Origin of the sequence: Amycolatopsis sp. 195334CR (assembly GCF_017309385.1) — a bacterium.
In the GTDB taxonomy this organism is placed as follows: Bacteria; Actinomycetota; Actinomycetes; order Mycobacteriales; family Pseudonocardiaceae; genus Amycolatopsis.
In genome coordinates this window covers 4,357,360-4,375,311 of the sequence record NZ_JAFJMJ010000001.1, presented here as the reverse complement: position 1 = coordinate 4,375,311, position 17,952 = coordinate 4,357,360, and the positions used below count along the sequence as shown (strand labels likewise).

Sequence of the window (17,952 nt, the reverse complement as noted above, 5' to 3'; positions counted from 1 at the left end):
GTTCAGCGCCGGCGCAGCAGCGGGTGCGCCTTGGCCGGTTTAGCCGGTGCCCGGCGGTGCAGCCCGATCGGCCACCGCTCGTGGTGCTCGAACGGGGTCGCGGGCAGGTGCGCCACCGGCCGCTCGGTACCGATCGCCGTCCAGTCCACTTCGGAGCCTCGGCAGTGCAGGCTGCCGAGGAGTCGCGGTAATCCGTCGCCGGTGAAGTCGTCGCAGAAGCGGATGGTGAAGTCGCGCTCGGGTGCTTGACCGCCCAGGTACAGCGGGGTGTCGGGGTCGCCGAACTCGCCGTCGAACTCGTAGGGATTGCTCGCGCCCGCGACGCAGGCGGCGGCGATCTCACCCGAACCGTCCCCCAGAACCAGGTCCGGGTAGACACCCCACTCCGCCAGCAACGTCGCCAACGCGTACTGCGGCACAAAGCCGGGCGCGTCGATCGTGCCATCGAGGTCTTCGACGATCAGCGCGAGTGCGGGAATCCGCTGGCACAGGGCTTCGAACCAGTCACCGTCCGCCTTGTCGTCGGCGAACTCGAAGGCGATCACCGGCTTGCCGACAACGAACGCCTCCGCCTCGGCGAGGCTTCGGGCCAGTTCCTCGTGCGTGGTGCCGACCGCGAAGAGCCGGTGGTCGTAGTGCGTCCGGGCGACCCGAGCGGTGTGGGCGATGTCGGCCAGCGGCACGTCCTGGCGGTCCCGCAGGAAACCGGTGTAACGGCTGACGAGTTCGGTCAGCGATTCCGCCGAACGAGCCGACAGGACCAGCACCTCCGGGCCCTCACCGGATTTCGCCGGGACGCTGGGCGCCTCGCCCACCACCAGGTGCACGTTGTTGCCGCCGTAGCCGAACGAATTGATACCCGCCAGCCGCGGACCGTCCCAAGTGCACGGTTCCGCCGGGATCTCCACCCCGGCACCGAGCCGGATCTGCGGGCTCAACCGCTCGACCGCCACCGGCGGGATCCAGCCGTGCCGCAGCACCAGAATGGTCTTGATCAACGAGACCACGCCCGAAGCCGCTTCCAGGTGCCCGATGCCCGCCTTGACCGAACCCAGTCGCAACGGCGTCTCGCGGTCACCGCCGAACACGCGGGACAGCGAGCCGACCTCGACGGCGTCACCGATGGCCGTGCCGGTGGTGTGCGTTTCGACGTACCCGACCGCGCTGGGCTCGACCCCGGCGTTGCGCAACGCGAGCCGGACCACTTCCTCCTGACCGGCCGCACTCGGCGCGCCAAGCCCGTTGCCGCGCCCGGAACCCGCCATCGCGGACCCCTTGAGCACCGCGTGCGCCGGACCCGGTTCGTCGGCACGGCGCAACACCACCAGTGCACAGCCTTCGCTCCGCACAAAACCGTCGGCCGACTCGTCGAAGACCTTGCTGCCGCCGGTCGGTGAGAGCAGCCGGGCGTGCGAGTTCGCGATGTCCACCTCGGGCGAGAGGCACAGGTTCACCCCGCCCGCGATGGCCAGATCGCATTCACCGTCGCGCAGGCTGCGCATCGCCTGGTGCACCGCGACCAGCGAGCCGGAGCACGCGGTGTCCACCACCACGCTCGGGCCGCGCAGGTCGAGCGTGTACGACAGCCGGTTCGCCAGCAGGCTCAGCCCACCGCCGACCAGGGAGTAGATGTCCACTTCGGACATTTCCTGCAACAGCATTCGGGCGAAGTCGCTGTTCCCGGCGCCGATGAACACCCCGGTCCGGCTGCCCGCCAGGTCGGCGGGGATCAGCGCCGCGTCCTCCAGCGCCTCCCAGGCGACCTCCAGCACCAACCGCTGCTGCGGGTCCAGTCGTTCGACTTCACGTGGGGTGATCCCGAACAGTTCGGTGTCGAAGCGGTCCACATCGGACAGCAGGCCACCCCAGCGTGAACAGGTCTTGCCGCGCAGACCGGGTTGCGGATCGTAGGTCGCCTCCACGTCCCAGCGCGCGGACGGCACCTCGCCGACCTCGCTGCGCCCCTCGGTGATCAGCCGCCAGAACTCGTCCGGTCCGGAAGCCCCGGGGAGGCGGCAGGCCATTCCGGCCACCGCGACCGGCGCGGTCACCGGTCGTCCCCGGTCCCCTCGCCCGCCGCTCGTTGTTCGACCAGGTGCCGGGCGAGGTCGCGAATGGACGGGTATTCGTAGAGCGCCGCGGCGGGCACGGGTACGCCGAGCAGCACCGAGAGATTGCCGGTGAACTCGGCACCCCGTACCGAATCCAGGCCCTGGGTGCTGAACGGCTGGGCGCGGTCGATCAGCGCGACGTCGGAACCGATCACCCGGCCGACGTTCTCCGCGAGCAGGATCTCCATCGCCTCGGCGGTGCCGGACCAGCCGTCCTCGAGTTCGACCGGGCCGGCCGCGCGCTCACCGGTGGCGGCCCGCCACTCGTGCAGGGTCTCCAGGCTGCCCGCGAGGAACCGCGCCCGGCAGGCACGGCGCTGGATCTTGCCGCTGGTGGTCTTGGGCAGCGCGGTCGGCTTGGTCAGGACCACCACGTCGACGGTGATCTCCAGTTCCTCCAGCACGCGCCGGCGAACCGCTTCGACGATCGCCTCGAAGTCGCTCTCGCGGCGGGTGCGCACCTCCTGCACCACCACGAGCCGCTCGGCACCACCGGCGGTGACCGAGAACGCGGCCGTGCCGCTGGCGCGGTTGCGCGGGTGGCACGGGCCGACCAGGTGCTCGATGTCCGACGGCGCGTAGTTGCGGCCGCGGATGATGATCAGGTCCTTGTACCGGCCCGCCACGTACAGTTCGCCGTCCTGCACCAGGCCCATGTCGCCGGTGCGCAGGTAGTGCGCGTCACCGCCGGCCAGGGTCGCGCGGAAGGTCCGCTCGGTCTCCTCCTCGCGGTTCCAGTACCCGGCGGGGATGCTCGGCCCGGTCACCCAGATCTCGCCGAGGGTGCCGTCGCCGGTTCGCTCGCGGGTTTCCGGGTCGACGATGACCAGCTCGTGGTCGTCCAGCGGCACCCCGCAGCCGACCAGGCGCTTGCCCTGCTCCTCGGTGTCCCAGGTGCGTTCGATGATCACCGGCCGGCTGCCGGACAGCGGCACCGCGGCGGCGAGGGTGACCTCGGCCAGTCCGTAGCACGGACGGAAGGTTTCAGGCTGGAAACCCCGTGGCGCGAACCGTTCGGTGAAGCGCTCGATGGTCTCCGCCCGCACCGGCTCGGCTCCGTTGCAGGCGTGGCGCCAGCTCGACAGGTCCAAACCGGACAGTTCGTCGTCGGTGACCCGGTCGGCGCAGAGCTCGTAGGCGAAGTCCGGTGCAGCCACCATCTCACCGCGGTACCGGCTGATCGCCTCCAGCCAGCGCGCGGGCCGGGTGACGAAGTCCCGCGGGGTCATCAGCACGGCGTGGTAGGCCATCACCGCGGGCATCAGGATGAACGCGATCAAGCCCATGTCGTGGAACGGCGGCAGCCAGGACACCGCGGTGCTGGTGCCGGTCAGCTCGAACCGGCGGTACATGTGGCCGACGTGCCGGACGATGTCGCGGTGCCGCACCATCACGCCCTTGGGCGCGCCGGTGGAGCCCGAGGTGTACTGCAGGAAGGCGAGGTCGTCGCCGCCGATCTCCGGCGGGGTCCACGAGCCGGTCAGCTCATCGTCCACAGTGTCCACGTCGAGGACCGGGAAGTGGCTGTCTTCCACGGTTTCGGCGAACCGCTCGGCTACGGTGGCGGCCATCCCACCCGCGGTCAGCACCGCACCGGCGCCGGAGTCCACCGCGATCGCGGCCAGTTCCCGCGACTTGCCGTGCTGCCGCGGCGGGTAGCAGGGCACCGCGGTCGCCCCGGCGTAGAGGCAGCCGAAGAACGCCGCCACGTAGTCCGGGCCGGGATTGATCGCCAGCAGCACGCGGCCACCGGCCAGGCCGTCGGCCTGCAACCGGGCGGCCACCCGGCGGGCCGCAGCGTCGAGACCGGCGAAATCGTAGCGCGCGCTTTCGGTCTCACCGTTTTCGAGAAAGGTGAAGGCGAGCTTTCCCGGGGTGGTGGCCGCCGCCAGCCGGACGGCTTCGACGACGGTTTCCGTTCTGCTTCCGACGGTGGAAAACGGCATGGCGCGGCCCCTGTCCCCAGTTCTGTGCGGTTCGTTCGCGGTGCTACGAGCGCGGTTCGCCCAGTGGCAGCACGACCCGGCGGTAGCTGCCGTTGATCAGGTAGGCGGCGCCGACGTAGAGCCCCAGCAGCGCCGCGACCAGCGCGAAGACCCCGCCCACCAGGTCGACCGGCGGTGCCACCGCGTACTGGCCGATGGTGATGAACAAGTACATCAGCGTGGTCAGCGAAAGCAGCCCGAACACCGCGCGGTTCACCCGCCGCGCGGCGATGGTGGTGAACAGCGCCACCAATCCCCACGCCAGGGTGAAACTACCGGTGGCGGCAGTAACAGAATTACCAAAGTTCGCCACCAGTTGCGGCAGGAACAGCCAGGTGTAGAGCGAATAGCTCAGCCAGAACGCGGCGAACGAGGTGAAGGTGACGGCGGCGAAGAAATTACGCTGTGAATACGCCCAGATACCGGCGATGAACTGCGCCACCCCACCGAAGAAGATCGCCGTCGGGAACACCGCGACGATGAAGTTGAACGAGACCAGCCCCGCGTGGAACACCGCCAGGATGAACAGGGTGGTCGAGAAGCAGAGGTAGCCCAGCGCCAGATACGCCGAACTCGCCCGGCTCGACGGCGCTTCGGGAGTCCAGCCCGCCGCTTCGCCCGCCACCGACCCGGCCACCGGCGCGGCCGCCGCCGACTCGCTCGCCACCGGCACGGCCGCCGCCGATTCGGTCCCCGGTGCGGCCGTCGATGCGGCCTTCGCTGACTCGGTCACCGGCTCGGCCGGTGCGGGCTCGGAACGCACTGTGGTCATCGGATTCGCCTTCCGCCGGAGGACGGCGCCGCCGGCGGGCCTGGACCGGATCTTCCCCCAATGCGGCGTTCCTCGTGTCGATGCGGCCGATGCTAGGGCGCCGGACGAGGGCACCGAGAGAGACGAAGGCGCGCCCCATTCGGCTCAACCCGTCACCTCGCCGGGGCGCCCCGATCGGGGCGCCCCATCCGGGCCCGCGCTGTGCCACAGCACGGTGAGCATCCGGTGCAGGTTCGCCCGGTCGTCCTCCCCGAGCGGGGCGAGGAGGTCCTCGGCGAGCTGGTGCTGGGCGTCGAAGAGCCGCGACATCCTGGCCCGGCTGTCCGCGGTGAGCCGCAGCAGGGTGGCGCGGCGGTCCTCCGGGTCGGGCTCCCTGGTGATCAGCCCGTCGCGTTCGAGGGCGTCGACCATGCTGGTCACCGAACGTGGGCTAACCCCTAGATCACTGGCGAGCCTGCCCATCCGCGCGGGCTCCATCTCACTGACGGTGACCAGCAGGCGGGCGCGGGCCTCGGACAGCCCGATGGTGGCGCCGAGCAGGCGATCGGACTGCAGGCACAACCGGCGCGAGGTGTCGAACAGGATCGCGACGATGTCCCTGGCCGGGATCTGGTCACTCTCGGTGCCGGGTTGACGGCCGGAAGCGGGGGCGGACATACTCCCGATATTAGTGTACTTCCTCACTATCTACTAGTTCACAATGAACTTGGCCACGAAGGGAACGCCATGTCCGACCAGACCCCCGCGCTGGTGGTCGACGGCCTGTACAAGCGCTACGGCGACGTCGAGGCGGTCAACGGGCTGAGCTTCTCCGCCCGCCGCGGTACCGTGCTCGGCCTGCTCGGGCCGAACGGCGCGGGCAAGACCACCACCGTGCAGATCATCTCCACGCTGCTCCCGTTCGACCGCGGCACGGTCACCGTGCTGGGCAAGGACGTGGTGCGCGACGCCAGGGCGCTGCGCTCCGAGATCGGCCTCACCGGCCAGTACACCGCGCTCGACGAGTACCTCACCGGCTACGAGAACCTCGAGATGATCGGCCAGCTCTACCACCTCAGCGGGGCCGACGCGCGCCGCCGGGCGAACGAGCTGCTCGCCCGCTTCGAACTGGTCGAAGCCGGGAAGCGCCTGGTCAAGACCTACTCCGGCGGCATGCGGCGGCGGCTGGACCTGGCCGCCAGCCTGATCGTCAACCCGGCGCTGCTGATCCTCGACGAGCCGACCACCGGACTCGACCCGCACAGCAGGCAGACCGTCTGGCAGATGGTCCGCGAACTGGTCGCCGGCGGCACCTCGCTGCTGCTGACCACCCAGTACCTGGAGGAAGCCGAGGAACTGGCCGACGACATCGTGGTGATCGACGGCGGCACGGTGGTCGCGCAGGGCACCCCGGATTCGCTGAAGACCCAGGTCGGCGGCGCCCGGCTGGAGGTGCACCTGGCCGCCGACGCCAAGGCGACCGTCGCGCTCGAAGCGCTCGAACGGTTCAGCACCGCCTCCGCCGAGATGAACCCCGAGACCGGCGTGATCACCGTGCCCGCGATCAAGGAGCCGCGCCTGCTGGCGAAGGTGATCCGCGAGCTCGACGACCTGGAGATCGGCGTCGAGGACGTGCGCCTGCGCGAACCGACGCTCGACGAGGTCTTCCTGACCCTGACCGGCAAGAACGCCGTGCCCGCCGAACCCCAGCAAGCCTGACCGAGGAGCCACCGTGACCACGGCCGAATCCCTCGCCCCCGTCCGCCCGCTCCAGCGCGGCCGGCTGCAGTGGGCGATCACCGACACCCTGGTGCTGACCAAGCGCAGCCTGCGCCACATCCCCCGCATCCCCGACCAGCTGATCTTCGCCACGGTCAACCCGATCATCTTCGTGCTGCTGTTCCGGTACGTCTTCGGCGGCGCGATCGGCACGCCCGGCATGACCTACCCGGACTTCCTGATGGCCGGGATCTTCGTGCAGACGGTGGCCTTCGGCGCGGTCAACTCCGGCGTCGGGCTGGCCGAGGACATGAGCCGCGGGCTGGTCAACCGGTTCCGCTCGCTGCCGATGGCGCCCTCCGCGGTGCTCACCGGCCGCATCCTCGCCGACGTGGTGCGCAACTCGCTGATCATCGTCACCGGCGTGCTGATCGGCCTGGTGGTCGGCTTCCGGCCGACCGCGGGCGTCGGCGGCTGGGTGGCCGCGATCGCGCTGCTCCTGCTGGTCAGCCTCACCTTCTCCTGGGTGTCCTCGACCATCGGGCTGATGGTGCGCAACGCCGAGGGCGCGCAGTCGGCGAACTACATCTGGCTGCTGCCGCTGACCTTCGCCAGCAGCGCCTTCGTGCCGACCGAGTCGATGCCGGCCGGGCTGCGGGTCTTCGCCGACTACCAGCCGATCACCGTGATCGTCGACGCGGTCCGCGGTTTCCTGCTGGACGAGCCGCTCGGCTGGCGCGGCTGGGGTGCCTTCGCCTGGTGCGTGGTGCTCGTGGCGATCTGCGCGCCGATCGCGGTGCGCAAGTTCCAGCGCCGCGCGATGAGCTGACCCCCTTTTCCGCCCTTTTCGCCCACGCCTGCACACCGTTCTAGAACCAAGCGTCAGCGTTCGATTACGGCTTTAGCACACCCCCATACCGAAGAACAGAGGTAATTTCTCATAACTTCGGGGGTACGAATGTCATTGATCCTGCATTGGGGGCAGGCGTTGTGAATGGGTGAATCCGATGAATCAGGAGAGCTCGAAGAGCATTTCGGTCATCGCTGGGGCTGGCGTGGACATCCGCATTCTCCTCGTGGGGCAGAACGAGGTGGTGCGGCGAGGGATCGAGGCGATGTTGCGGTCCATCGCCAACGTCCGTGATGTGCTGAGCTGCACCGGCTTCGACGAAGCGAGCAGGCTGATCGGGGCGCACCGGCCCGACGTGGTGGTGGCCGGGCTCGGGCCCGACCCCGGCCTGCCACCGCTGCTGGAGCGGGCGCGCCACGCGCACACCAAGATCCTGCTGCTGATGCGCGATCCCGGCGAAGCGGAACTGTCGGCCATCGCGCAGCTGCCCGGCGACGGTTACCTCGTCGAAGAAGAACTGACCGTGCCGGTGCTCGAGGACACCCTGCACCGGCTGCTGGTGGACCAGGTGCCGATGCCCTCGGCGATGGCCCGCGAACTGCTGCACCGGGCCGGCCGCGCGGAAGCACCCGCGCCACCGCCGCGCCGCGAGTACCGCTCCCGGCTGACCCGCCGGGAGCAGGAGGCGCTTTCGCTGCTCGTGGAAGGCATGAGCAACAAGCAGATCGCCCGCGGGCTGGCCATCTCCGACCACGCGGTCAAGCGCGTGATGGCCAGCATGCTGGTGAAGCTGAACTGCGCCAACCGGACCCAGGCGGTGGCACTGGCGCTCAAGGGCGGCCTGGCCGGCGCCGGGACCAGGTGAGGTGGGGGATGGACTTCAGCCTGCTCTACTTCGCCAACCGCGAGGTGACCGATCCGCCGAAGGAGTACGACCTGCTGCTCGATTCGGCGCGCTTCGCCGACGAGCACGGGTTCACCGCGTTGTGGTTGCCGGAGCGGCACTTCCACCCGTTCGGCGGCGCGTACCCGAATCCGGCGCTGGCCGCCACGGCGCTGGCCGTGTCGACCAGCCGGGTCCGGTTGCGCGCCGGGAGCGTGGTGCTGCCGCTGCACGACCCGCTGACCGTGGTCGAGGACTGGTCCTTCGTGGACAACCTCTCCCGCGGCCGGGTCGACCTGGCGCTGGCCACCGGCTGGAACGCGAACGACTTCGCGCTCGCGCCGGAGCGGTACGCCGGGCGGCGCGAGTACGTCTTCGAGCACCTGGACGTGCTGCGTGACCTGTGGTCGGGCAAGCCGATGACCCGGGTCAACGGTGAGGGCGCGGAGGTGGAGATCACCACCTACCCGCGGGCGGTGCAGCCGGAGCTGAACCTGTGGCTGACCTGCTCGTCGAATCCGGCCAACTTCGCCGAGGCGGGGTCGCGCGGGCTCAACGTGCTGACCGCGTTGCTGTTCCAGGAGGTCGACGACCTGGTACCGCGGATCGAGGCCTACCGCGAAGCACGAGCCGCGGCGGGCTTCGACCCGGACACCGGCACGGTGACGGTCATGCTGCACACCTTCGTCGGCGAAACCGACGACGACGTGCGCGCGGTGATCCGCGAGCCGTTCCTCGGCTACCTCGAGTCCTCTGTGGACCTTTGGCGCAGCAAGTGGCCGGAACTCAACGACGCCAGGCAGGGCAACCTGCTCGACCACGCCTTCGAACGGTACTTCCGGTCGTCGGCGTTGTTCGGTTCGGTCGCCCGGTGCGCGGACTTCGTGCGGAACCTGCACGAGGTGGGCGTGGACGAGGTGGCCTGCCTGATCGACTTCGGCGTGCCGGACCAGCAGGTGCTGGCGTCGCTGGACCACCTGGACCAGGTGCGGCGGGCGGTCACCGCGCCGGGAGGGCTGCCATGTCGGTGACCACCGCGTACGTCAGCGATCTGCCGCTGGAGTGGACCTCGCCGGTGCTCACCGCGCGGGAGTCCGGTCCCGAGTTGGCGCTGTGGGACCTCGACCTGGTCCTGCTGCCGTCGCGGCGGCTGGACCGGGAGGCGCACCGGGTCGCGTTCGCGCGCGTGACCGGCAAGCGCCCGGTGCACGAACCGCCGATGCTGGACCAGACGGATCCGCTGTTCGCGGTGGACCTGTTGTGCCAGAACGGTTTCGCCCGCATCGGCGCCCGCCGGTTGCTGCCGGAGTACCTGCCCGCGCTGGCCACCGCCTACCGCGCACTGGCCAAGCGGCGCCCGTGGCTCCTGCCGCGCCCGTGCCCCGACGCCTTCGCCCGGCTGCGCCGGAGCACACCGCTGCCGGGTGCCTTCATCACCACGAAACTGCGACCGAGCGCGATCCTCACCCTGGCCGCGACGGGCTTGGACCGCTACCTGGACCCGGCCGCCGGCGCCTACGGCTCGGACCACGTGAACCGGGCGAAACTGGCGGAAATCGCCCGGGCGCGGGCAGAACGCGCCTACGGCCTGGCTTAGGTGTCACGAAGGTGGCTTCCGAGAGGCGGAAGCCACCTTCGTGACACCGGCTAGGCGAAGGTTTTGGTGAGGGTGTCGACCAGGATGGCCGGGTCGGCGCTGAACGCGACGTGCGCGTTCGGCGAGCCGCTAGCGTTCGGGCGGGTGTCGATGACCGTGCGGCCCACCGTGAGCGGGCCGGCGACATCGACGTCGACGTGCACGTGCCGCGTGGTGACGATGTCCGGCCGCACCAGGTACGCCGTGCAAACCGCGTCGTGCACCGGGGCGGCGTCGGCCGCCGAGACCCCGCCGCCGGCGCGGTAGGCGTCGATGCGCCGGGTGATCAGGTCGGCCGCCGCGGCTCCGGCCGGCGTACCCAGGCCCGCCAGCGCCTCGCAGTCACGGCGGGTGACCAGTGCCTGGTGTGTGGCGTCCAGCGGGACCAGCGTCAACCGCTCGAAGCCCGCGGAGAACACCATGGCCGCGGCCTCCGGATCGGCCCACACGTTGAACTCCGCCGACGCGGTCACGTTCCCGTACGCGTGCGCCCCGCCCATGATCACCAGTTCGTCCACCGCGTCCACCACGGACGGGTCGATGGCCAGCACGGTGGCGATGTTGCTCAGCGGCCCGACCGGCACCAGCGTCAGCCGCGAGGTCGCCGACCGCAGCGTCTCCAGCAGGTACTCCACCGCCGTGACGTCCTGCGCCTTCGACCGCGCCTCGGGCAGCGGCAGCGACGTGCCGTGCATGTCGCGGTCGGTGTCGCGCTCGTAGTGCTTCCGCCCCGGGAAGCCGCGGCGCGCGATCGGGTGCGCCAGCCCGGGGTGGACCGGGATGTCCGCCCGCCCGATCACGTCGAGCACCCGCAGCGTGTTGTCCGTGGTGTGCGCGAGCCCCACGTTGCCGTTCACCGTGGTGATCCCGACCAGCTCCAGGTCCGGGTGCAGCGCCGCGTGCATGATCGCCACGGCGTCGTCGGTACCGGTGTCGACGTCCAGGATGAGCCTACGTGCCAACGAAACCCCGTTCCAGCTTCGGCCGGACCGCGCGCTCGACCAGCACCGGGATGAAGCTCAGCACCCTGGCGCCGGCGAACCGGCCGACCTCCTGCTCCACGCACCGGTGGACGGTGCGCGGCGGGACGTCCGCGTAGTCCCGCGCCAGCCGTTCCTCCAGGGCGCGCAGCTGCTCCGACAACTGTTCTCCGTGCAGATCATCCATGGTGGTCACCCGAAGTGGTTACCCCGGTCACTGAACTGAGCATGAACGACAAGTGAACGAACGAGGTGAGGTTTCACGCCTCGCCGAACGGGAACGCCGGGAGCATGCGATTCGGGTACACGTTGATGACCGAGCAGGCCGGGCCCAAGGACCTCGTGCGCTTCGCCGGCGAGGCCGAGCGGGCCGGATTCGACTTCGAGGTGATGAGCGACCACTACTCGCCGTGGCTCGACGAGCAGGGACACGCGCCCTACGCCTGGAGCGTGCTGGGCGCGGTCACCCAGTCGACCGAACGCGTCGAGCTGATGACCTACGTGACCTGCCCGATCCTGCGCTACCACCCGGCCGTGGTGGCGCAGAAGGCGGCGACCACGCAGCTGCTCGCCGACGGCCGGTTCACCCTCGGCCTCGGGGCGGGCGAGAACCTCAACGAGCACGTCGTCGGGCAGGGCTGGCCCCCGGCCAACGTCCGCCACGAGATGCTCGGCGAAGCGCTCGACATCATCAACGGCCTCTTCGACGGTGGTTACTTCAACTACGCGGGCAAGCACTACCGCGTCGACTCGGCCAAGCTGTGGGACCTCCCCGAGACCAGGCCGCAGATCGGCGTGGCGGTGTCCGGTGAGCAGTCGATCGCCGCGTTCGCGCCCAAGTCGGACACGCTGATCGCGGTCGAGCCGAAGGCCGAGCTGTGCCGGTCGTGGGACGAGCACGCGGGCCGGACCGCGCGCAAGGTCGGCCAGCTCCCGATCAGCTGGGACCCCGACCGCGGTGCCGCGATCGAACGCGCCCACGAGCAGTTCCGCTGGTTCGGCGGTGGCTGGAAGGTCAACGCCGAGCTGCCGGGGACCTCGGCCTTCGCCGGTGCCACCCAGTTCGTCACCCAGGACGACGTGGCCGCGTCGATCCCCTGCGGGCCGGACGCCGAGCCCGTCGTGGAAGCGGTCAGGGGCTTCGCCGACGCCGGGTTCACCGACGTGGCGCTGGTGCAGATCGGCGGTGACCACCAGGACGGCTTCTTCGGCTTCGCCGAGCGCGAGCTGCTGCCCGCCCTGCGCGAAAAGCTGGGTTGAGCACACGGGATAATGGGGGCTCCCCGTCCAACCTGGTGAGCCCGAAAGGAATCCGGTGGAAACGCTCGAGTTCCAGGCCGAATCGCGCCAGCTGCTGCAGTTGATGGTCCACTCGCTGTATTCGAACAAGGACATCTTCCTGCGGGAGCTGATCTCCAACGCCTCCGACGCGCTCGACAAGCTGAAGCTCGAGGCGTACCGCAACAAGGACCTGGACGCGGACACGTCCGACCTGCACATCCAGCTGGAGGCCGACGCCGAGGCGCGCACGCTGACCGTGCGCGACAACGGCATCGGCATGTCCCGCGACGACGTGGTCGACCTGATCGGCACGATCGCCAAGTCGGGTACCGCGGAACTGCTGCGCAAGCTCAAGGAAGCCAAGGACTCCACCGCGTCGGCGGACCTGATCGGCCAGTTCGGCGTCGGCTTCTACTCCAGCTTCATGGTCGCCGACAAGGTCACCCTGGTGACACGGAAGGCCGGCGAGAGCCAGGGCACCCGCTGGGAGTCCACCGGTGAGGGCACCTACACCATCGACGAGGTCGAGGACGCCCCCGCGGGCACGGCGGTCACCCTGCACCTCAAGCCCGAGGACAGCGACGACCACCTCTACGACTACACCGCCGACTGGAAGCTCAAGGAGATCGTCCAGCGGTACTCGGACTTCATCACCTGGCCGGTGCGCCTCGGCAAGGACAGCACCGACGCCGTCAACTCGATGAAGGCGCTCTGGGCCCGGTCGAAGGACGACGCCACCGAGCAGGAGTACCACGAGTTCTACAAGCACATCAGCCACGACTGGACCGACCCGCTGGAGACCATCCAGCTGCGGGCCGAGGGCACCTTCGAGTACCAGGCGCTGCTGTTCCTCCCGTCGCACGCGCCGCTCGACCTGTACATGCGCGACAGCAAGCGCGGGGTGCAGCTCTACGTCAAGCGCGTGTTCATCATGGACGACTGCGAAGCGCTGATGCCGGAGTACCTGCGGTTCGTCAAGGGCGTGGTGGACGCGCAGGACCTCTCGCTCAACGTCTCGCGCGAGATCCTCCAGCAGGACCGCCAGATCCAGCTGATGCGCCGCCGCCTGGTGAAGAAGGTGCTCAGCACGGTCAAGGCGATGCAGAGCACCGAGCCGGAGAAGTACGCGACCTTCTGGAAGGAGTTCGGCCCGGCCGTCAAGGAGGGCCTGGTCAACGACGCCGACAACCGCGAGACGCTGCTGGAGATCTCGTCGTTCGCCTCCACGCACGACGCCGAGAAGCCGACCACGCTGCGCGAGTACGTGGAGCGGATGAAGGACGGCCAGGAGCACATCTACTACCTGACCGGCGCCAGCCGCTCGCTGATCGAGCACTCGCCGCACATGGAAGCGTTCCAGGCCAAGGGGTACGAGGTGCTGGTGCTGACCGACGCGGTCGACGAGATGTGGGTCGAGTCGGTCACCGGGTTCGAGGGCAAGAACTTCCAGTCCATCGCCAAGGGCCAGGTCGACCTCGACTCCGACGAGGAGAAGAAGGAGTCCGACGAGCAGCAGAAGGACTTCGCCGGACTGCTCGGCTGGATGGGTGAGGCGCTGTCGGAGCAGGTCAAGGAGGTCCGGCTGTCCTCGCGGCTGACCACCTCGCCCGCCTGCATCGTCGGTGACGCGAACGACGTCTCCCCGACGCTGGAGAAGATGTACCGGGCGATGGGCCAGGAAATGCCGCAGATCAAGCGGATCCTGGAGCTGAACCCGGACCACGAACTGGTCAGCGGGTTGCGCAAGGCGCACGAGGAGCGCAAGGACGACCCGGCGCTGGCCGAAACCGCCGAGATCCTCTACGGCATGGCCCTGCTGGCCGAAGGCGGCGAGCTGAGCGACCCGCCGCGCTTCATGCGCCTGCTGGCCGGCCGCCTGGCCGCCGCCATGTGAGACCCCGAACGCGGTGAATGTGGCTTTCACAGCGCCTGACGCTGTGAAAGCCACATTCACCGCACGGGTGCAGAGGCGCCCCCTACATCCGCAGGTAGCCCTGGTCCACCAGTTGCTGCCCCATGCCCCGGTACGCCGAAAGCTCCGGAGGAGCGACGGTGGCGAGGCCGTCGACGTAGCGGTTGTACATGCAGAACGCCGCAGCGATCAGCACGGTGTCGTGGATTTCCACATCGGTGGCGCCCTCGGCGCGAGCCGCCGCGACCAGCTCCGGGGTCACCGCCTTGCCGGTCTCCCGCACCGCGAGCGCGACCCGCAGCAATGCCTTCACCTTCGCCGAGACCGGCGCTGCGTCGACGTCACCCCAGGCGGCCGCGACCACTTCGAGGTCCTCGTCGAGCGCCGCCGCGGCGGCCGCGCCGTGGCTGGACGAGCAGAACGTGCAGTCGTTGCCCTTCGACACCACCGACGCGATCAGCTCGCGCTCGCCGACGGACAGGCTGTTCGGCCCGCGCAGCAGGGTTTCGGCCAGCAGGCCGAGCGGCTGCGCCGTTTCGGGCCGGTAGGCGAACAACGCGCGGATGCCGGGCAGCTGGGGATCGAGTTCGATGTGCGGCAACGGTCCTCCTGGGTGCTGGCGGAACTCGAAGCCCAGCCTAGCCAGGCTCAGCGCACCTTCTCGCCGTAGACGTGCTCGACCGACAGTTTCAGCAGCACCCGGTGGTCCGACACCATGACCGAGCGGTACTCGTCCCAGTCGGGGTGCTCGCCGGCGGCCTTGCGGTAGTAGTCCACCAGCGCCTCGACCTCGGGACCGTGCGGATCGGTGCCGGGGCCGACCAGCGTGGCCGTGCCGTCGGCGGTCGCCCACGACCAGCCGTCGGCGCTGGTCACCTCCAGCGAGGCCCGCGGGTCCCGGCGCAGGTTCTTCGTCTTGGCCCGCCCGTCGGTCAGCGAGACGTAGATGGTCTCGGCTTCGCGGTCGTAGTACGTGGTCACCGGCGAGAGCTGCGGGCGCCCGTCGGCCCGGATCGTCGCGAGCACCCCCAGGTTGCTCGCGGCGAGCAGGTCGCGCGGGTTGAACGGCGTGGTCATGCCACCTCCGAAGGCTTGCGGAACTGTTCGATCACCGCAGCGTATCCGTCCCCGCCCCGGCCGGCGGCGATCGCGCGCTCGCCCAGCGCCTTGACGAACTCCGGCAGTTCGGTGCTGACGCCGAGCGCTTCGCTCTCGTGCACCAGGTGGTCCATCGCGCCGAAGTGGGTGTCGATGGTGGAGTCGAACGCCGGGTAGGCGCCGTTGTCGATCTGCTCGGCGTAGGCCGGGAGCCAGTCGACCACGGTGGGGGCGAGCCGTTTCGCCAGTTCGGCGAAGGACGACGCGGACATGCCCGCGGCGCCGAGCAGTGCGGCGCCCTGCAGGAAACCGTTGAGGATGCTCCACATCAGCCCGAGCACGGCCACGTCGTTCAGGGAGGACAGGCCGTGGTCGGCGCCGAGGTAGGTGGTCGTGCCGAGCGCCCGCAGCACCGGTTCGTACTGGTCGAACACCTCCCGGGGACCGCTGTGGAGCAGCACGGCCTCCGCCGAGCCGATGGCGGCGGGCACGGCCAGGATCGCGCCGTCGAGATAGGTGGCACCGCGCTCGACCGCCCAGGCCGCGGTCTCGCGGGCCCCGGCCGAAGTGCCCGAGGTCAGGTTCACCAGCACGCGCCCGTCGAGCTGGTCGCCGACCGGGTCGAGCAGCGCGCGCAGGGCGTCGTAGTCGGATACGCAGGCGACCACGAGCGGGCCGGCGGCCAGCGCGTCGCGGATCGAGGGGGCCAGGGTCGCGCCTTCGGCGACCAGTTCGTCCGCCTTGGCGGCGGTGCGGTTCCAGACGGTGGTGGTGTGGCCTTCGCGCACGAAGGCGCCGGCGAGTGCCCGGCCCATCAGGCCGAGGCCGAGCACGGTCACCGAATGCGTGGGGTTCTTCGTCATGGCGCTATGGTGAACCTTCACACCGGTATGAAGGTCAAGGAGGAACCGCCGTGCTGATCGGGGAGCTGAGCCGGCGCACCGGCGTCGGGGCGCACCAGCTGCGGTACTACGAGTCCCAGGGCCTGCTCGAACCGGACCGCGGCAGCACCAGCGGCTACCGCGAATACGGCGAGGACGCCGTGCTCACCGTTCTCCAGATCCGGAAGCTGCTCGACGCCGGGCTGTCCACCCAGGCCATCGCCTACCTCCAGCCGTGCCTGTCCGGCGCCGGTCCCGACCTGGTGCCGTGCCAGGAGACGCTGGACCTGCTGAACGGGCGGTTGCAGGGCCTGGACGAGCAGATCGACACGCTCAACCGCACTCGCCAGGCCCTGCGGGACTACATCGAAACCACCGAAGCCCGGATGCCGGAGTACTACTGCCCGGACGAGGCCGGGCAGGTGACGTCGGCGGCCGGGAGCCGCCCGGAGAGCAGGTAGCCGGTCACCGCGTCGTCGCCGCAGGCGTTGCCGTTGGCGCGGTAGGCGCCGTGCCCGCCCGAGTCCACCACGACCATGCGCGCCCGGTCACCCAGCGCCCGGCGCATCTCCCGCGCCCCGGCCAGCGGGGTGGACGGGTCGCGCGTGTTCTGCACCATCAGCACGTTCGACGGGCCGTTGTCGGTGATCTTCACCGGCTTCACCGGCTCGTACGGCCAGAACGAACACGGCGTGATGTTCACCGGCATGCCCGCGGTCAGCGGGAACCGCTCCCGGCTCTCCGCGACGGCGCGTTCGTGCCCCTTGATCGACTTCGGCCATTCGACGTCGTTGCACACCGTCGTGATGGCCATCGCGCTGACGTTCTGCAGCACGTCCTCCGGCGGCTGCGGTTGCGGCGGGATCTCCCCGCCATCCCTGGCCGCGATCATCAGCTTGGCGATCGCCGGGAAGCCCGCGTCGGTGTAGAGGTTGCGCAGCAGGGCTTCCCGCAGTCCGTTGCCGGTCAACCCGGGCAGCGGAGCGCGGTCGAGACGGGCGGCGAGGTCGAGGAACAACGGCCGGACGGCCGCCGGATCGTCGGCCAGGCGCAGTTCGTTGCCGGGTTCGGTGGCCCAGCGGGCGAAGTCGGGGAACCGGTCTTCGACGCCGATCTGGTAGTTCGCCAGCCAGCCGCGGGCCACCCGGCGCGGGTCGCCCGTGCTGTCCAGCACCACCCGGTCGGTGTGCCGCGGGAACATCGTCGCGTAGACCGCGCCGACGTAGGTCCCGTACGAAAGGCCCCAGTACGAAAGCTTCCGCTCCCCCAGCGCCTGCCGCAGCCGGTCGAGGTCGCGCACCTCGTTGGGCGTGTTGATGTGCCGCAGCACCGGGCCGCCGTTGTCCGCACAGGCCTTCGCGACCCGCTTGCCCTGCGCCACGTTCTCCCCGATGCCGCCGTCGGCGTCCGGCCACGGCATGGTTTTCCCGTTGTCCTGCGGGGAAAGCGCACAGCTGATCGGTGTGCTCTTGCCGACCCCGCGCGGATCGAAGCCCACCAGGTCGAACCGGTCGCGCACCTCGGCCGGGATGTCCAATGTGGAGGGACGATTCAACCCTGTGCTGCCGGGACCGCCGGGGATCAGCAACAGCACCCCGTGCCGCGCCTCCGGCCGCCTCGCCGGGATCCGCGACACGCGGACGTCGATCCGTTCGCCGTGCGGTGCCCGGTAGTCCAGCGGCACCCGCAGGGTCGCGCACTCCTGCGCGCTACCGGCGACCGGACAGGGTTCCCACCGCAGGCGCTCCGGTGGCGCGGCCGCGGCCGGGGACACCAGACCCACCAGGCACAAAGCGCTGAGCAAGACCATTTTCATACCGCTCAGCCTGGTCCCGGGCACCCGCCCGGCCCACCGGGCCAACCGG

The 17,952-nt window shown here is 70.0% G+C and carries 18 protein-coding genes; 8 read left to right on the top strand and 10 right to left on the bottom strand.

Going from position 1 to position 17,952, the window contains the following annotated elements; translation table 11 throughout:
- Nucleotides 1-2: 2 nt before the first annotated feature.
- The 4 genes from JYK18_RS48025 to JYK18_RS20565 all read right to left on the bottom strand — a co-directional run bounded on the left by JYK18_RS48025 (nt 3) and on the right by JYK18_RS20565 (nt 5,525).
- Nucleotides 3-2,051, bottom strand: coding sequence for a type I polyketide synthase (locus JYK18_RS48025; RefSeq protein WP_206803559.1), 2,049 nt, complete (start codon nt 2,049-2,051; stop codon nt 3-5).
- Entirely contained in the window at nt 2,048-4,057 is a 2,010-nt protein-coding gene (locus JYK18_RS20575) for an AMP-binding protein (protein ID WP_206803558.1), read from the bottom strand. The genes JYK18_RS48025 and JYK18_RS20575 overlap by 4 nt, the downstream gene beginning before the upstream one ends.
- 43 nt (nt 4,058-4,100) lie before the next feature.
- Nucleotides 4,101-4,868: an acetate uptake transporter gene (locus tag JYK18_RS20570; protein ID WP_206803557.1), complete on the bottom strand. Its 768-nt coding sequence runs from the start codon at nt 4,866-4,868 to the stop codon at nt 4,101-4,103.
- A gap of 144 nt (nt 4,869-5,012) precedes the next feature.
- Nucleotides 5,013-5,525 (bottom strand): MarR family winged helix-turn-helix transcriptional regulator, encoded by a 513-nt coding sequence (locus JYK18_RS20565; protein WP_206803556.1) that lies wholly within the window; start codon nt 5,523-5,525, stop codon nt 5,013-5,015.
- Between the two features lie 69 nt (nt 5,526-5,594).
- On the opposite strand from JYK18_RS20565, the gene JYK18_RS20560 reads away from it, so the two are divergent.
- The 5 genes from JYK18_RS20560 to JYK18_RS20540 all read left to right on the top strand — a co-directional run bounded on the left by JYK18_RS20560 (nt 5,595) and on the right by JYK18_RS20540 (nt 9,896).
- A complete protein-coding gene (locus JYK18_RS20560) occupies nt 5,595-6,566 on the top strand; it encodes an ATP-binding cassette domain-containing protein (protein ID WP_206803555.1) in 972 nt (323 codons plus the stop codon).
- Nucleotides 6,567-6,579: 13 nt separating this feature from the next.
- Nucleotides 6,580-7,395 carry an ABC transporter permease gene (locus JYK18_RS20555; protein WP_206803554.1) on the top strand — a complete coding sequence of 272 codons (816 nt, stop codon included), beginning with the start codon at nt 6,580-6,582 and terminating at the stop codon, nt 7,393-7,395.
- Nucleotides 7,396-7,573: 178 nt separating this feature from the next.
- Nucleotides 7,574-8,281 (top strand): response regulator transcription factor, encoded by a 708-nt coding sequence (locus JYK18_RS20550; protein ID WP_206803553.1) that lies wholly within the window; start codon nt 7,574-7,576, stop codon nt 8,279-8,281.
- Nucleotides 8,282-8,289: 8 nt separating this feature from the next.
- Nucleotides 8,290-9,330, top strand: coding sequence for a MupA/Atu3671 family FMN-dependent luciferase-like monooxygenase (locus JYK18_RS20545; RefSeq protein ID WP_206803552.1), 1,041 nt, complete (start codon nt 8,290-8,292; stop codon nt 9,328-9,330).
- Nucleotides 9,321-9,896, top strand: a complete 576-nt coding sequence (locus JYK18_RS20540; protein WP_206803551.1) for a hypothetical protein — start codon at nt 9,321-9,323, stop codon at nt 9,894-9,896. Before JYK18_RS20545 ends, JYK18_RS20540 begins: the two co-directional genes overlap by 10 nt.
- Nucleotides 9,897-9,946: 50 nt before the next feature.
- On the opposite strand, the gene JYK18_RS20535 is transcribed toward JYK18_RS20540, so the two are convergent.
- Both JYK18_RS20535 and JYK18_RS20530 read right to left on the bottom strand, forming a co-directional pair.
- A complete protein-coding gene (locus JYK18_RS20535) occupies nt 9,947-10,897 on the bottom strand; it encodes a nucleoside hydrolase (protein ID WP_206803550.1) in 951 nt (316 codons plus the stop codon).
- Nucleotides 10,887-11,102 carry a three-helix bundle dimerization domain-containing protein gene (locus JYK18_RS20530; protein ID WP_228004302.1) on the bottom strand — a complete coding sequence of 72 codons (216 nt, stop codon included), beginning with the start codon at nt 11,100-11,102 and terminating at the stop codon, nt 10,887-10,889. Before JYK18_RS20530 ends, JYK18_RS20535 begins: the two co-directional genes overlap by 11 nt.
- Nucleotides 11,103-11,206: 104 nt before the next feature.
- On the opposite strand from JYK18_RS20530, the gene JYK18_RS20525 reads away from it, so the two are divergent.
- Together JYK18_RS20525 and htpG are read left to right on the top strand one after the other, a co-directional pair.
- On the top strand, nt 11,207-12,175 hold the full coding sequence (locus JYK18_RS20525; RefSeq protein WP_206803549.1) for an LLM class F420-dependent oxidoreductase: 969 nt from the start codon (nt 11,207-11,209) through the stop codon (nt 12,173-12,175).
- Nucleotides 12,176-12,230: 55 nt separating this feature from the next.
- A complete protein-coding gene (htpG, locus tag JYK18_RS20520) occupies nt 12,231-14,090 on the top strand; it encodes a molecular chaperone HtpG (RefSeq protein ID WP_307795965.1) in 1,860 nt (619 codons plus the stop codon).
- 82 nt (nt 14,091-14,172) lie between these two features.
- Here the strand turns inward: htpG and JYK18_RS20515 are convergent, their stop codons facing one another.
- Genes JYK18_RS20515 through JYK18_RS20505 form a run of 3 tightly spaced genes read right to left on the bottom strand, consistent with a single transcriptional unit; the run spans nt 14,173 to nt 16,069 of the window.
- Complete coding sequence (locus JYK18_RS20515; RefSeq protein WP_206803548.1) at nt 14,173-14,709, bottom strand: carboxymuconolactone decarboxylase family protein; 537 nt, start codon at nt 14,707-14,709, stop codon at nt 14,173-14,175.
- A 47-nt stretch (nt 14,710-14,756) separates the two neighbouring features.
- On the bottom strand, nt 14,757-15,185 hold the full coding sequence (locus JYK18_RS20510; RefSeq protein ID WP_206803547.1) for a PPOX class F420-dependent oxidoreductase: 429 nt from the start codon (nt 15,183-15,185) through the stop codon (nt 14,757-14,759).
- The gene (locus JYK18_RS20505; RefSeq protein WP_206803546.1) at nt 15,182-16,069 is read right to left on the bottom strand and encodes an NAD(P)-dependent oxidoreductase; all 888 of its coding nucleotides are present in this window, start codon (nt 16,067-16,069) and stop codon (nt 15,182-15,184) included. Before JYK18_RS20505 ends, JYK18_RS20510 begins: the two co-directional genes overlap by 4 nt.
- Nucleotides 16,070-16,119: 50 nt before the next feature.
- On the opposite strand from JYK18_RS20505, the gene JYK18_RS20500 reads away from it, so the two are divergent.
- Nucleotides 16,120-16,548 carry a MerR family transcriptional regulator gene (locus tag JYK18_RS20500; protein WP_206803545.1) on the top strand — a complete coding sequence of 143 codons (429 nt, stop codon included), beginning with the start codon at nt 16,120-16,122 and terminating at the stop codon, nt 16,546-16,548.
- On the opposite strand, the gene JYK18_RS20495 is transcribed toward JYK18_RS20500, so the two are convergent.
- The gene (locus JYK18_RS20495; RefSeq protein WP_206803544.1) at nt 16,485-17,903 is read right to left on the bottom strand and encodes an alpha/beta hydrolase; all 1,419 of its coding nucleotides are present in this window, start codon (nt 17,901-17,903) and stop codon (nt 16,485-16,487) included. The two genes, JYK18_RS20500 and JYK18_RS20495, sit on opposite strands and share 64 nt — an antisense overlap.
- Nucleotides 17,904-17,952: the final 49 nt, after the last annotated feature.